The 14,165-nt window shown below is 63.5% G+C and carries 11 protein-coding genes and 1 tRNA gene; 6 read left to right on the top strand and 6 right to left on the bottom strand.

Annotation, left to right across the window (positions count from 1 at the left end):
* Nucleotides 1–77: 77 nt before the first annotated feature.
* The 6 genes from XH90_RS08660 to XH90_RS08635 form a co-directional block, all read right to left on the bottom strand.
* The gene (locus XH90_RS08660; RefSeq protein ID WP_194480413.1) at nt 78–1,685 is read right to left on the bottom strand and encodes a gamma-glutamyltransferase family protein; all 1,608 of its coding nucleotides are present in this window, start codon (nt 1,683–1,685) and stop codon (nt 78–80) included.
* Between the two features lie 723 nt (nt 1,686–2,408).
* Nucleotides 2,409–2,484, bottom strand: a tRNA-Lys gene (locus XH90_RS08655).
* A 167-nt stretch (nt 2,485–2,651) separates the two neighbouring features.
* The gene (locus XH90_RS08650; protein ID WP_194480411.1) at nt 2,652–3,236 is read right to left on the bottom strand and encodes a Spy/CpxP family protein refolding chaperone; all 585 of its coding nucleotides are present in this window, start codon (nt 3,234–3,236) and stop codon (nt 2,652–2,654) included.
* 226 nt (nt 3,237–3,462) lie between these two features.
* The gene (locus tag XH90_RS08645) at nt 3,463–4,464 is read right to left on the bottom strand and encodes a TRAP transporter substrate-binding protein (protein WP_194480402.1); all 1,002 of its coding nucleotides are present in this window, start codon (nt 4,462–4,464) and stop codon (nt 3,463–3,465) included.
* 183 nt (nt 4,465–4,647) lie between these two features.
* Nucleotides 4,648–6,210 carry a 2-isopropylmalate synthase gene (locus XH90_RS08640; RefSeq protein WP_194480400.1) on the bottom strand — a complete coding sequence of 521 codons (1,563 nt, stop codon included), beginning with the start codon at nt 6,208–6,210 and terminating at the stop codon, nt 4,648–4,650.
* Between the two features lie 406 nt (nt 6,211–6,616).
* Nucleotides 6,617–6,925: a hypothetical protein gene (locus tag XH90_RS08635; protein ID WP_194482626.1), complete on the bottom strand. Its 309-nt coding sequence runs from the start codon at nt 6,923–6,925 to the stop codon at nt 6,617–6,619.
* A gap of 130 nt (nt 6,926–7,055) precedes the next feature.
* On the opposite strand from XH90_RS08635, the gene XH90_RS08630 reads away from it, so the two are divergent.
* The 6 genes from XH90_RS08630 to XH90_RS08605 all read left to right on the top strand — a co-directional run bounded on the left by XH90_RS08630 (nt 7,056) and on the right by XH90_RS08605 (nt 14,158).
* The gene (locus XH90_RS08630) at nt 7,056–8,141 is read left to right on the top strand and encodes an FAD-dependent oxidoreductase (protein ID WP_246755723.1); all 1,086 of its coding nucleotides are present in this window, start codon (nt 7,056–7,058) and stop codon (nt 8,139–8,141) included.
* A 106-nt stretch (nt 8,142–8,247) separates the two neighbouring features.
* Nucleotides 8,248–9,492, top strand: a complete 1,245-nt coding sequence (locus XH90_RS08625; protein WP_194480398.1) for an ABC transporter substrate-binding protein — start codon at nt 8,248–8,250, stop codon at nt 9,490–9,492.
* Between the two features lie 101 nt (nt 9,493–9,593).
* Complete coding sequence (locus tag XH90_RS08620; RefSeq protein WP_194480396.1) at nt 9,594–10,469, top strand: branched-chain amino acid ABC transporter permease; 876 nt, start codon at nt 9,594–9,596, stop codon at nt 10,467–10,469.
* 1 nt (nt 10,470) lies between these two features.
* Nucleotides 10,471–11,397 carry a branched-chain amino acid ABC transporter permease gene (locus XH90_RS08615; RefSeq protein ID WP_194480394.1) on the top strand — a complete coding sequence of 309 codons (927 nt, stop codon included), beginning with the start codon at nt 10,471–10,473 and terminating at the stop codon, nt 11,395–11,397.
* A complete protein-coding gene (locus XH90_RS08610; RefSeq protein WP_194480393.1) occupies nt 11,397–12,878 on the top strand; it encodes an ATP-binding cassette domain-containing protein in 1,482 nt (493 codons plus the stop codon). Before XH90_RS08615 ends, XH90_RS08610 begins: the two co-directional genes overlap by 1 nt.
* Nucleotides 12,879–12,919: 41 nt before the next feature.
* Nucleotides 12,920–14,158 (top strand): ABC transporter substrate-binding protein, encoded by a 1,239-nt coding sequence (locus XH90_RS08605; protein ID WP_194480383.1) that lies wholly within the window; start codon nt 12,920–12,922, stop codon nt 14,156–14,158.
* Nucleotides 14,159–14,165: the final 7 nt, after the last annotated feature.

The following is a 14,165-nucleotide window of genomic DNA, read 5'->3' as shown; positions in this document are numbered from 1 at the left end:
GGTCTATCGGAATAAGCGATGGAGCAGGTGTAAGGCAGCTGCGCTGCCAATCCGGATCCGCAGGCAACTGCAGCTTCCTACACGGCCAGAGCCATCCCTCCCCCGCCGGGATCAGCCGCCCCCTCGGGTTTGCCCGCATCGCCGCAGAGAATTGCGTGAACCTTCGCGACGGTGAAGCTCTGCGCCGATCGAGCAATGCGGTACCCGCGCGCTGCTACCCCATCGGAAACATAGGCCGGAATCCGGGCGCTCAGATCGATCACCTCACCGGGTGCCGAAAACCTCGGTGCGGCGACTGCGTCAGAGATCGACATGCCGTGGTCGACGACATTGAGAATCACCTGAAGAACGCCCATCGGAATATGCGATCCCCCCGGAGCACCGAGGAGCATTCGCAATCGGTTTCCGGCGAAAACCATGGCGGGGGTCATGGATGTGACGCGACGACGATGGGGCTCGAGGGAACGGGAGTTGCCGGGCCGAGGATCGAACATTCCGATAGCGCCGTTATACATAAAGCCCAGCCCAGGGGTCAGAACACCCGACTGAGCTCCCAGGGAGTGCGTCATGGTGACCGCATTGCCATGTGCATCTATCACCGAAATATGGGTGGTCGTCTTGGCCTCCCCGTCACCCACACGTTCGATACGCGCGCGCTCCCCGCGTTTTATCTCGTCTGCGTCCTGCCGGCAGATCACGGGATCGAAAATTGCCGCCGCGTCTACGCGGTCATGCCGCGGATCTCCGATCAATTTTTCTTTTGCGAGCTGAGCGCGCTTCATGACTTCGGCAATCGTGGCGATGTAGTCAGGCGTATTGTGGCCCATCCCATGAAGGTCGAAATGCTGCAGTGTGCCCAGCATACGCAACAGCATCGCCCCGCTGGTCGGCGGCGGCAGCACGCTGATTCGATGGCTGCGGTACTCGCCCCATAGCGGCGCTACGGGTTCGACTTCATAGGTCTCGAGATCATCACGGCGCAACAGGCCTCCGTTTCTCGCCATATCCTCCGAGATAGCATCAGCGATGCGGCCCGTGTGGAAGCCGGCTGCGCCATCGCGGGCAATGGTCTCGAGGGTCGCACCATAATCCGCATTGCGCACCACGCTACCCGTCTTCAGTGCGCCACCATCGGGAGCAAAGAACAGATGTGCGTAAGCCGGCGTCTGACGTAGACGATGGATGTTATCGGCCCGGCCCGCGTCATCGACGACGAACCATTGTTCGCGCACGGCAGGCGTGATGCGATATCCGTCTACTGCGAGACGCAGGGCCGGCTGGACGACTTCCCCCCACGGCAAGCACCCAAAGCGACGATGAAGGTCGTGCCAGCCTTTTACAGCGCCCGGCACCGCAATCGACTTATAGCCGAAGTCGTTGATGTATCCTTTTAACACAAAACCGAAACCATCCGGGGTCTCGCGTTCCAGCAGATGGCTCCACATGCCAGGGACCACAGCTGCGGGCGCCTGAAACAGGAAGTTCAAGCCATCATGGATGCCCCGCCCGGGAAGATAGACCTGAGCGCATCCATAGCCGGCCACGCCTCCGTTCATCTGGTCAACGACGCCTTGTGCGAAAGCACATGCGACAGCCGCATCGACGGCATTGCCGCCAGCCATCAGAATGCGAGCGCCGACCTCAACTGCGTCGGGCTGCTCGGCAACCACAATTCCCTTGTTCACCGTCGCACTCCCTGAAGACAACCGCTGGTGCTCATCCTCTCATCTGTGCTGTTTGGGCGTATCCAAATGTGCCGGCATCACAGCGCAAATTCGCTGTTTGTCCGCCTCGCCGCAACATCCCGTGTCGGACGCGCCGGCACCACCGTTCTGATGAAGCACACCTGAACTGCTGCGCGTATCCCCGCGAAGAAACGCTTGCACACCATTCTTCCCGCGGACTGAGCTGAACTCGACATTACGCTTCGACTTGGCGCGGCACGGGATTGCGACCGTAGATATGAGCAATCGACGCGATAGACTCCTCCACCGGGAGAAGTGTCCGGTCCCGCCTCTTGCAGGTCATGATCCCGTGAGGCCCTCCATCGCTGTGATCGGCGCAGCTTTGATCAAGCCGCTGGCAGCGCGTCTGGCAGGGTGGGGTCTGGGCATGCGCCCTGGGACGCCGTCACTGAACTGGACGCGCCTCTCGGACCTCCGGGCACGGAATTTTGGTTGGCCGCGGCTGCTGCACGAGAATCCCCAGCTCCGCCGACTCGACTGCCAGATTTCAGTGGCTCCCCACGGGGCCGGCTTCACCCGCTTAGCTTCGATCTTGATCGACTGATGATCGCCCGTCACGGGTGCATTATTCGATCCAGTTGGTGACCCAGACGTGACCCATGCAGGTAAAGCAGCCGCAACGCTGTGCGACCACCTTGTAAGCTATTGATCTTTACGAGGATTTGGTGGGCGCACCAGGGCTCGAACCTGGGACCCGCTGATTAAGAGTCAGCTGCTCTACCAACTGAGCTATGCGCCCGAAAGGCGGTCAATGCCTTGCGAGGCCGGTCGTTTAGCAAAGCGATCCGGGTATGGCAAGCGATGTGACGCATGTTTTCCAAGGTTCTTCCACAGCCCTGGAAACGCGAAAAGCCGCTGGATTCCAGCGGCTTCTCAGAGGTTAATATCCGGGGAATCCCGGTGCGCTCAAAGACGCCCTTCCCGGTCGGGGCCACCGTCGCCGCCCCGGAAGTGGTCCATGCCACGCTCCATCATGCGGCCCATGCCCCGCTCCATGAAGTGGTGGCGCGGTCCGTCCTCGCCGCCGCCGAACGGACCGCGGTGGCGGGTCAGCAGGGCAAGGCGCCGCTTCTGGCCGTCATCGAGGGTCTTGTAGAGCGGGTCGGCGGCGTCAGCGATGTTCTTCAGCGCCGCGGAGGTTGCGCCCATGTCGTCGGCGCGCTGGCGCAGGCGGGCGACCGGATCATCGGGCTTGCCGGCGTCGTTGTCGCCGGGACCTGCGTTCATCCGGGCATTGGCGCGGTCGATCCGCAGCTTGGCGAAGTCGCGCACCGCGGCCTCGACCGGCGGCCACAGCTTCTCCTGATCGGCGTTGAGCTTCAGCCCGGCATGGACGGCGGCGATCCGCGCGTCGACCATGGCGGCGCGATCTTCCGGGTTCATGCGCATGTGGTGGAAGTGCTCCATCCACGGGCGGTGATATTGGGCATAGACCGCGCCCGAGCCGGCGATGCTGAGCACGGCGATGGCGGCGATGGTGAACTTCCTCATAAGAACCTCCTCTGGAAGGATGTCCTGAAGATGGGCGTCGCAAGGCCAAGGTGCAACTTACAACTTGGACAGAGAGAGCGCTCTTACGAAGATGTAACGGCCATGAATTTTAATTCAGCCGCAATCGGAAATCGTTCGCAACAAAGGCTTCCGTGCGATCCGCACGGAAGCCTTTCATTCATCATTCGTTCAAGCGAGGTCGCGTCGAGCCTCGTTCGTCGTGCACTCAGTTCATCGTGCTCTTGGCTTCCTTCTGGAATTCGTCGATCAGCGGCTGGCCGACGCGGCCCGCCGCGTCCTTGTAGACCGGCTCCATCGCCTTGCGCATCGCCTCGTCCTGCTCCGGCGTGAGCTTGATGATCTCGCTCTTGGCGCTCTTCTTGATCTCGGCGAGCGCGTCGTCGTTCTCCTTCTGCGACTGCGCGTTGTTGAAATCGGTCGCTTCCTTCATCGCCTTCGACAGCTGGTCGCGGATGTCGGCCGGCAGGCCGTCCCAGAACTTCTTGTTCACGATCACGACGTAGCCGATGTAACCGTGATTGGTCTCGGTGATGTACTTCTGCACCTCGTGCATCTTCTGGGTATAGATGTTCGACCAGGTGTTCTCCTGGCCGTCGACGACGCCGGTCTGCAGCGCCTGGTAGACTTCCGAGAACGCCATCACCTGCGGCAGCGAGCCGAGCGCCTTGAACTGGGCCTGGAGCACGCGCGAGGACTGGATGCGGAACTTGAGGCCCTGGTAATCGGCCGGCGTGACGAGCTTCTTGTTGGCACTCATCTGCTTGAAGCCGTTGTCCCAATAGGCGAGGCCCGTGATGCCCTTCGGCTCGAGCAGCTTGAGCAGCCGCGCGCCAAGGGGGCCTTCGGTCACCTTCCGCAACGTCTTCAGATCGGGGAGGATGTAGGGCAGGTCGAAGACCTCGAACTCGCGGATGCCGAGCGGGCCGAACTTCGAGTTGGACGGCGCCAGCATCTGCACGCTGCCGAGCTGCAGCGCCTCGAGCTCTTCCTTGTCCTTGTAGAGCGTCGAGTTCGGATAGACCTCGACCTTGACCTTGCCGCCCGTGTACTTCTCGGCGAGTTCCTTGAACTTCTCGGACGCCTTGCCCTTCGGCGTGTCGGTCGCGACGACGTGGCTGAACTTGATGATGATCGGGTCGGCGCTGGCGGGGCCGGCGAGACCCAATGCCAATGTCGCGACGGATGCCGCGATCGCGAAGGTGCGCATATTCTCTCCCTGTTATTCTCTTGGGCCGCCCCATGCGGGCGGCCTGTCCTCGAGCCGGGAGCATCAATAGCGGCTCACGCATCGAGCCGCTACCGGCCGTTAGCAGGGCAGCTATTCGCAGCCAAAGCACCGTCATACCGGGATGGTCCGCAGGACCAGACCCGGAATGACAAGCTTCGCTTCTCAGCTCGCAGCAGCCGTCGTCACGGTGTCGCGCTGGCGCTTCATGACGATCTTGTTGAGCGCGCCGAGATAGGCCTTTGCGGACGCCACCAGCGTATCCGGATCCGCCGCGCGGGCCGTCATCGAGCGTCCGTCATGCGACAGCCGCACCGAGACCTCGGCTTGCGCGTCGGTGCCTTCGGTCACGGCATGAACCTGATACAGTTCGAGCTTGGCCTCGTGCGGCACCAGGCGCTTGATGCAGTTGAACACCGCGTCGACCGGACCGTTGCCTTCGGCTTCCTCGATCTTGATCTGGCCGTCGACGTCCAGCTTCATGGTGGCGCGCTGCGGGCCATGGGTGCCGGCGATCACGGTCAGCGAGGTCAGCTTGATGCGGTCGTGCGAGGCCGCCATCTCCTCATCGACCAGCGCCTCGATGTCCTCGTCGTAGATGTCCTTCTTGCGGTCGGCCAGCGCCTTCATCCGCGTGAACGCATCTTCCAGCTGGTTCGGGCCGAGCTTGTAGCCCATCTCTTCCAGCTTGTGCACGAAGGCATGGCGGCCGGAATGCTTGCCGAGCACCAGCGAGGACTGCTTCAGGCCGACCATCTCGGGCCGCATGATCTCGTAGGTCGAGGCGTCCTTCAGCACGCCGTCCTGGTGGATGCCGCTCTCGTGCGCGAACGCGTTCCGGCCGACGATGGCCTTGTTGTACTGGACGGGAAACGAGGTCGCCGCCGACACCACTTTCGAAGCGCGGGTCAGCTGCGTCGTGTCGATCTTGTTCCAGTAGGGGAATTTGTCGTTGCGCACGTTGATCGCCATCACGATCTCTTCGAGCGCGGCGTTGCCGGCGCGCTCGCCGATGCCGTTGATGGTGCACTCGACCTGGCGCGCGCCGCCGACCACGCCGGCCAGCGAGTTCGCCACGGCCATGCCGAGGTCGTTGTGGCAATGGACCGAGAACACGGCCTTGTCCGAGTTCGGCACGCGCTCGATCAGCGTCTTCATGAAGTGGGTGTATTCCTCCGGCACCGTGTAGCCGACGGTGTCGGGGATGTTCACCGTGGTCGCGCCGGCCTTGATGACGGCCTCGACGATGCGGCACAGGTAGTCCATCTCGCTGCGGGTGCCGTCCTCGGCCGACCATTCGACGTCGTCGATCTGGTTGCGGGCGCGCGCGACCATCGCGACCGATGTCTCGAGCACTTCTTCCGGCGTCTTGTTCAGCTTCACCCGCATGTGCAGCGGCGAGGTCGCGATCACGGTGTGGACGCGGCCACGCTTGGCAAACTTCACCGCTTCGGCGCAGCGGTCGATGTCGGCCGGATGCGCGCGGGACAGGCCGGCGATGACGGCATTCTTGGAGCGGCGGGCGATCTCGCTCACCGCTTCGAAGTCACCCTGCGAGGTGATCGGGAAGCCGGCTTCGATGACGTCGACGCCCATATCGTCCAGCAGCTCGGCAACCTCGAGTTTTTCCTCGAAGGTCATGGTGGCGCCGGGGCACTGCTCGCCGTCGCGCAAGGTGGTGTCGAAAATGATGACGCGGTCCTTGTCGGACTTGTTCGCGGGGGCCATTGCAATATTCCTTTTGAGCTTTCGCGCCGTCAGTCTTAAGGGCGCTTGAGGTGTCCGGTGATCTCGACCAACCCCTGAGCGCCCAGGCGCGTGGCGCCCAGCCGGCCCTCAGGGGCAAGTAAGAAGAAGGCCGCCAATAAGGAGGGTGGGCAGCAGCGCGGCCGGGATCGTGGCGGCGGCCAGAGCCACCTCCCCCGAAATCCCATCGATTTGGCCGCGAATCAGCATTGCCAGACCCTTTTGAGCCCCAAATCCTCGGTCAAAACCGTTGACGGTTGGTTGCCGGAAGGCTCAACGCGCCGTTTCTAGACGAGAAATGACCGCAACTGCAACGCCAAAAAGATGGTCAGTATAGGTGACCTATCATGGCCGTCCACGGCGCGGGAATGCGAGCTGAGACGGCCGCCTACCCCGCGCGGCGGGCGCGCGCCCTGGTTTCCCAACGGTCCAGCATCTGGCCGAGCTCGCTGGTCGCCGGGGCCGGCGCCGCCATTTGATTGACGGTGGTCACTTCGTTGGTGTTGGCAGGCGGACGCGCGTTGAGCCAGTCCGGCTGCGCGTAGCCGCGCCACCGGCGGGCCTCCGCACGGCGCTTGCGGGACATCAGATCGCGCAGGAAGTAGCCGGCCGCAAACGCAATCGCGAGCAAGATGGTCAGTACAGCAACACCCACGGCAAACTCCGGCCTTTCGCCCCGGACGGTTTTGCGAAGCATCGTAAGCGAGGTCAAGGCTTGACATGCTCACGGCAAGCTTTGGTTGACTGCGCGGGCGGACGAATTGTCGCGTTGCCAACAAGCCGCCGCAATGAGGCCGCCTTTCAGCCCTCGCGTCGGCGCCTTAGGCTTGCGTGCGACACTGCCCACCCGCGACTCGAAAGGTTTCCATGCATCACGCCTGCATGGAGTCGATGTCATCGTCGTCGAGCGGACAGAGGTGGCGGGCCGCAGCCTCCGGCAAGGTCGCCGGCTTCCTGGCGCGCGACTGGTGTGCGGGCACGCCGTTCGACGCGCTGGCGCGGCGCCTTCCGCGCTAGATTGGCTCAGCGACGGCGTCGTCATCGCGCAGCGCATCGGCACGACCGTGACGACGGCCATCGTTCATCCACGCAGGTTCACGTCGGTCGTGATGAACGCGGCGATCGTGCACGGCGCAGAGCTTCGTGATGGCCGCGTTACGAGCGCGGTGCGCGATGCCGACGGCGCGACGGTGAAGGGCGTCGAAGTCGACGGCAGCGTCATCGATGCCGACGCAGTGGTGATCGCAATGGGTCCAGGGTCGCTGCTCGCTGCGCAATGGATGAGTCTGCCCGCAATCCATGGCGAGCGCAGCCCGAGCATCGTGTACGACACCGGCACGCCTGTGTCGGCAGACGCCTTGTTTCTCGAGATGGAGATCTACGGCAAGACCACTCCCATCGAGGTGTTCCCTCGCCCGGATGGCAGCACCTATGTCACTGCTTGCCCTGACACCGCTGCCTTTCCGACCGATCCAGCCGACGTGAAGCCCGAGCCCAATCTTATGGACTGGTTGCAACAAATGTCGGAACGACTGTCGCCGCTGTTCCGGCCAGAGAAGATCATCGCGAAGCAGGCCTGCTTTCGTCCGGTGACCGAGGACGGCTTACCCTTGATTGGGCGCGTGCCGCGGAATGAGGGACTCCATGTTGTGGACATGGTGTCTGGGGCATATCCTCAATGCGCCCGCAAGCGGCGAAGCGCTAGCGGAGTTGATTGTCGAAGGCGCAGCGCGAATCGTCGACCTCGCTCCATTCGATCCTGCCCGCCTCAAACCACTCGATGTGCAGCCGCGGCGATCGCGGTGACGCGTTTGCGGGCCTGTGCTGCTGTCGCATGCCCACCGACGAAATCTGCATGCCTGCATGCGGAATACGCATCCGCCGTGCCCGATATCTGCGCAGCTAGACTTTAGTCCCCATCGTACAATCCTGAATACAGTTTTACTTGCCGAGGATTCTCTCGCCGTTATAGTCCGGCCACAATAGCTCAAAGAAGCTTGGTTCAAGGGAGAGAACAATATGAATAAAGCACTCTCTGGTGCGTTACGAAGTGCGTTTGGTGCGGCCGCGGCGGGCGCATTGCTGGCAGCCTCAGGTGCGGCCTTTGCGGCCGATCCGATCAAGATCGGCGTGATCGCCGAAGCGCAGGCGATCGCCGGCGCATCGATCCCGCAGGCGGCGCAGCTCGCCGCCGACGAGATCAACGCCAGCGGCGGCGTCAACGGCCGCAAGATCGAGATCATCGGCTACGACAATCATTCCTCTTCGGCCGACTCGGTACGCGCCTTCCAGCGCGCGGTGAACGAGGACAAGGTCAACGTGGTCATCGCCAGCTACATCAGCGAGGTGGTGCTGGCGCTGGAACCCTGGGCCTCGCGTCTGAAGACGCCGTTCGTCACGCCGGGTGCGGCCTCCAACGAGATCAGCAAGAGCGTTCACGCCGATTACGAGAAGAACAAGTACACCTTCCACGGCTATCTGACCTCGGCGGCGCTGGCGCTGTCGGTCTGCGACGCCGCAAAGGACCTGCTCGTCGACAAGATGCACATGAAGTCGGCGGTCATCATGAGCGAGGACGCCGCCTGGACCAAGCCGCTCGACGTCGGCTACGAGGAGTGCCTGCCCAAGATCGGGCTGAAGGTGCTCGACCACATCCGCTTCTCGCCTGACACCACGGACTTCACGCCGATCTTCAACAAGATCGAGGGCGCCAAGCCAGACGTGATCATCACCGGCATTTCCCACGTCGGCGTGCAGCCGACGGTGCAGTGGAAGAACCAGCAGGTGCCGATCCCGATGTTCGGCATCTCCTCGCAGGCCACCAACGAGACCTTCGGCAAGGACACCAACCAGGCCGCCGAAGGCGTGCTCTATCAGGGCGTCTCCGGCCCCGGCGTCGCGGTGACGCCGAAGTCGGTGCCGTTCGCGGAAAACTTCAGGAAAAAGTTCGGCAACTACCCGTCCTATGCCGGTTACACCGCCTATGACGAGGTCTACTACATCGCCGACGCCGTGAAGCGCGCCGGCTCGACCGACGCCGACAAGCTGGTCGATGCGCTGGAGAAGACCGACTGGGAAGGCACGATCGGCCGCGTCCAGTTCTACGGCAAGGACGATCCGTTCACGCACTCGATCAAATACGGCAAGGGCCTGATCACCGGGCTGATGCTGCAATGGCAGGACGGCAAGCAGAGCGCGGTCTGGCCCAAGGACATCGCCAAGGTCGACATCAAGTTCCCGAGCTTCATCAAGCTCAGCAACTGATCGGAATTGCTCCCGGGACCGCCTCCCGGGAGCTTCCACTTGCGACATCAGCAGCACGTTCCCTCAAAGCGGCAGCCCGGCTGCCACGCGGCCAATCATCAATGCGAGCTTTCCAGATTCTGATCGATGGCTTTGCCATCAGCGCTCTCTACGCTCTCGGTGCCACCGGCTTCACGTTGATCTTCGGCGTCTCCGGCGTGCTCAATCTTTCCCACGGTGCCATCATGGTGGCGGCAGCGGTCGCGGCCTGGGCCGCCGCCAGCATCCTCGGCGTCGGCACCTATGCCGGCGCGCTGATCGGGGTGGGCGTCGCGCTCCTCACGGCGTTCGCGACTTATTTCGCGGTGGTGAAGCCGATCCAGGATTCCCGGCGCATTCCGAACGAAGAGAAGGAGATCTTCGTCCTCACGGGCACGCTGCTCTGGGGCATCATGATCCAGGAGCTGATCGCCTATTTCTTCACCAACAACGCCAAGACGGTGCTGCCGATCGTCGAGGGTGTCGTCGATATCCTCGGCGTTCGCACACCGACGAACGAGATCTTTACCGCGATCGTATGCTGCCTCGTCATCGCGCTGCTGTGGCTGCTGGTGAACCGCACCCGCACCGGCAAGGCGGTGCTGGCGGCCTCGATGAACCCGCGCGGTGTGACGCTGCTCGGGCTCGAGCTCACCAACATCTACATCGTGGTGTGGGCGATCTACGGGATCCTCGCCGGCATCGCCGGCGTGCTGCTCGGCATGTTCTTGGGGGTCAGCTCATATAGCGTCGGACCGCTGACCGCGAGCGCCTTCTCGATCGTGGTGCTCGGCGGCCTCGGAAGCGTCTCCGGCTCGCTGATCGCAGCCTTCGTGGTCGGCTATCTCGAAACGCTGACCGCCTATCTGGTTTCACCGGCCTATCGCACCATTCCAGCGCTCCTGCTGCTCGTGTTCGTGATGTACATCCGGCCCCAGGGCCTTCTGGGGAGGCGCTGAGATGGCTGGTTTCTTTACCTCGCGCCTGTTCTTCGTCTCACTGGCGCTCGTGATCATCGCGGCCACGCTGCCGCTCTATGTCTCCGGCTATGTGCTCGGGCTCCTGACCGTCGCGTTCTATTTCGGCGTGTTCGCGATGGCCTGGGACCTGTTGTTCGGCTTCGCGGGCGAGGTGAATTTCGGCCCGACCTTCCTGATCGGTGTCGGCGCCTACACCGCCGGCATCCTCAATGCCCAGTTCGGCTGGTCGGTCTATCTCTGCATCGTGCTCGGTGCGCTCGCCTCCGTCATCGCAGGCCTGGTGCTGGCGCTGCCGGCGCTGCGGGTGCGCGGGCCCTATTTCGGGCTGACCACGCTGGTCGCGGTGTTGATGCTGCAGAACTTCATCGTCGTGTTCGCCGATCTCACCGGCGGCGAGATCGGCCTCACCATCCCCGACGTCATCACCATCAATGCCGGCGCCAATTACTGGATCGCGCTCGGCTTCATGACGATCTCGGCGGCGATCCTCTACGGCCTGTCGCAATCGCCTGTTGGCCTCGTGCTGCAGGCCAGCGGCCAGGACCCGGTGCAGGCCGGCGCACTCGGCTTCAACATCGTCAAGCACAAGCTCGCCGCCTTCATCGTCAGCGCGTTCTTCTCGGGACTGTCGGGGGCGCTGCTCGTGTTCTATTTCGGCACCGCCTCGGTCGGCACCGTCGTCGACGTCGCGGTCGGCGTCAACGTGATCGTCTCCGCGGTGCTCGGCGGGCGGCGCACCGTGCTCGGCGCAGCGCTCGGCGCGATCTTCCTGATCGTCGCCGGCGAGTTCCTGCGCCCGACCGGTGAGCTCGCGACCTTCATCGTCTCGGCAGTGGCGCTGCTCGTCGTCCTGTTCTTCCCCGGCGGCTTCCTCGGAGCGGCCCTCTCGCGCGAGGCTCGCTCGTAATGGATCAGAGGCTTTCAAACCGGCCCGTGCTGGAAGTTCGCGGCCTGACCAAGCGCTTTGGCGGCTTGACCGCGGTGAAGAACCTCGGCTTCGACGTCAATGGCGGCGAGATTTTCGGCCTGATCGGGCCGAACGGCTCGGGTAAATCCACCGCGATGAAGAGCGTGATGGGCATCGAGCGCCCGACCGCAGGCGACGTGATCTTCGAGGGCGAAAACGTTGCGGGCCTGCCCGCGCACAAGATCGCGCGCAAGGGCTTCGGCATGGTGTTCCAGCACTCGCGGCCGCTGAACCGGCAGACGGTGCTGGAGAACATCATGGTGGCCCTGCTGCCGGACAGCCTGTTCATGCTGTTTCCGGACAGGGCGCTGGTCGAGCGCGCCAAATGGATCGCCGACCGTGTGGGCTTGGGCTCGGTGATGGACCGCCGCCCACCGACGCTGCCCTTCGCCGATCTGCGCAGGCTCGAGCTCGCCAAGGCGATCGCGCGTGATCCCAAGGTGGTGCTGGTGGACGAGCCGTTCGCCGGCCTCACGCGCGCCGAGGTCGACGTCTTCTCCGACCTGATCCGCAGCTTCCGCGATGAGGGCCGCGCGGTGATGCTGGTCGACCACAACGTCAAGAGCGTCGCGGCGCTGGTCGACCGCGTGCTCGCCATGTATCTCGGCGAGGAGATCGTGACCGGCAAGGCCGAGGACGTCATGAAGAACGAGACCGTGCGGCGGGTCTATCTCGGCGGCGCCATCGAGACCCACGCGCGTCCCGAAACCAGCTTCAAGGACAAGGTGCCGCTGCTCCAGGTCGAGAATGTCAGCGTCCACTACGGCAAGGCGCAAGCGCTGGAGAACGTCTCGATCCACATCCACGAGGGCGAGTTCGTCTCCGTCGTCGGCCTCAACGGCGCCGGCAAGACTACGCTGTTCAACACCATCTCCGGCTTCCTGCCCTATAGCGGCGAGATCGTCCGCGGCGGCGAGAAGCTGCGTGGCACCAGCCCGGCCAAGATCGCCCGCAGCGGCCTCGTGCAGTGCCCCGAGTCGCGCGAGCTGTTCGGCGAGATGACGGTGCGCGAAAACCTCGATCTCGGCGGGCAGCATCTCGACGACGACAAGCGTGCGGCACAGCTCGCCTGGCTGTTCGAGCTGTTCCCGATCCTCAGAGAGCGCCAGGGCCAGATGGCGCAGACGCTCTCCGGCGGCGAGCAGCAGATGCTGGCGATCGGCCGCGCGCTGATGATGCAGCCGCAGATCCTGATCCTGGACGAGCCGACGTTGGGCCTTGCGCCCGTCATTCTCGAGCTGCTCTCCAAGGCGCTGGAAAAGCTGCGCCAGACCACGTCGATCACGGTTTTGCTCGGCGAGCAGAACGTGACCTTCGCGCTGCCGCACGCCGACCGTGTCTATGTGCTGGAGCACGCCAGGATCGTCTGGGAGGGCGATCCCGGCCGCTTCGCCGCCGAAGCCGGCACGGATTTTCTTTGAGTTCGCGTATCGACAACAGAAAAAACGAAAGGGAAACGACCATGCGATCATCGACGGCTCTCGGCTCTGCCCTCCTCACCTCCGCGCTGGCGCTGTGCCTCGCCGCCCCCGCCTACGCGCAGTCGAACGATCCGATCAAGATCGGCGTCATCGCCGAGGTGCAGTCGATCGCGGGCGCCGCGACCCCCGGCGGCGCGCAGATCGCCGCCGACGAGATCAACGCCAAGGGCGGCATCCTCGGCCGCAAGATCGAGATCGTCACCTATGACAACAAGAGCTCCTCGGCGGACTCGGTGCGCGCCTTCCAGCGCGCGGTGAGCGAGGACAAGGTGTCGGCCGTGATCGCGAGCTACATCTCCGAGGTCGTGCTGGCGCTCGAGCCCTGGGCGGCGCGCTTGAAGATGCCGCTGATCACCCCGGGTGCCGCCTCGAACGAGATCACCAAGGCGATCCACAACGATTATGAGAAGAACAAGTACACCTTCCACGGCTATCTGACCTCGGCCGCGCAGGCGCAGCTCGTCTGCGACGCCGCCAAGGACCTGCTCGTCGACAAGATGCACATGAAGACGGTCGCGATCATGAGCGAGGACGCCGCCTGGACCAAGCCGCTCGACGTCGGCTACGAGGCCTGCCTGCCCAAGGCGGGTCTGAAGGTGGTCGAGCACGTCCGCTTCTCGCCCGATACCACCGACTTCACGCCGATCTTCAACAACATGGAAGCCAAGAAGCCTGACGTGATCGTCACCGGCATCTCGCATGTCGGCGTGCAGCCGACGGTGCAGTGGAAGAACCAGCAGGTGCCGATCCCGATGTTCGGCATCAGCGCGCAGGCGTTGAGCCCGACCTTCTGGAAGGACACCAACGGCGCCGCCGACGGCGTACCGTCGCTGGCGGTCGCGACGCCCGACGTTGCGGTCACGCCGAAGACAAAGCCGTTTGCCGCGGCCTTCAAGGCAAAATTCGGCACAGCGCCGGCCTATACCGGCTACACCGCCTATGACGAGGTCTACATCATCGCCGACGCGATCAAGCGCGCCGGCTCGACCGATCCCGACAAGATGGTCGCCGAGATGGAGAAGACCAATTTCGAGGGAACGATCGGCCAGATCCAGTTCTACGGCAAGGACGACGAGTTCACCCACGGCATCAAGTCCGGTCCGGGCGCGGTGACCGGCCTCGTCTTCCAGTGGCAGGACCAGAAGCAGGTCGTGGTCTGGCCGGAGAAGATCGCGGAAGGCAAGCTGAAGTTTCCGAACTTCGTGAAGCTGTCGCAGTAAATATCGA

It is taken from the genome of Bradyrhizobium sp. CCBAU 53338, from assembly GCF_015291665.1.
Lineage (GTDB): Bacteria > Pseudomonadota > Alphaproteobacteria > Rhizobiales > Xanthobacteraceae > Bradyrhizobium.
The sequence above is the reverse complement of the archived record's forward strand: the minus strand, read 5'-3'. Positions and strand labels throughout refer to the sequence as shown.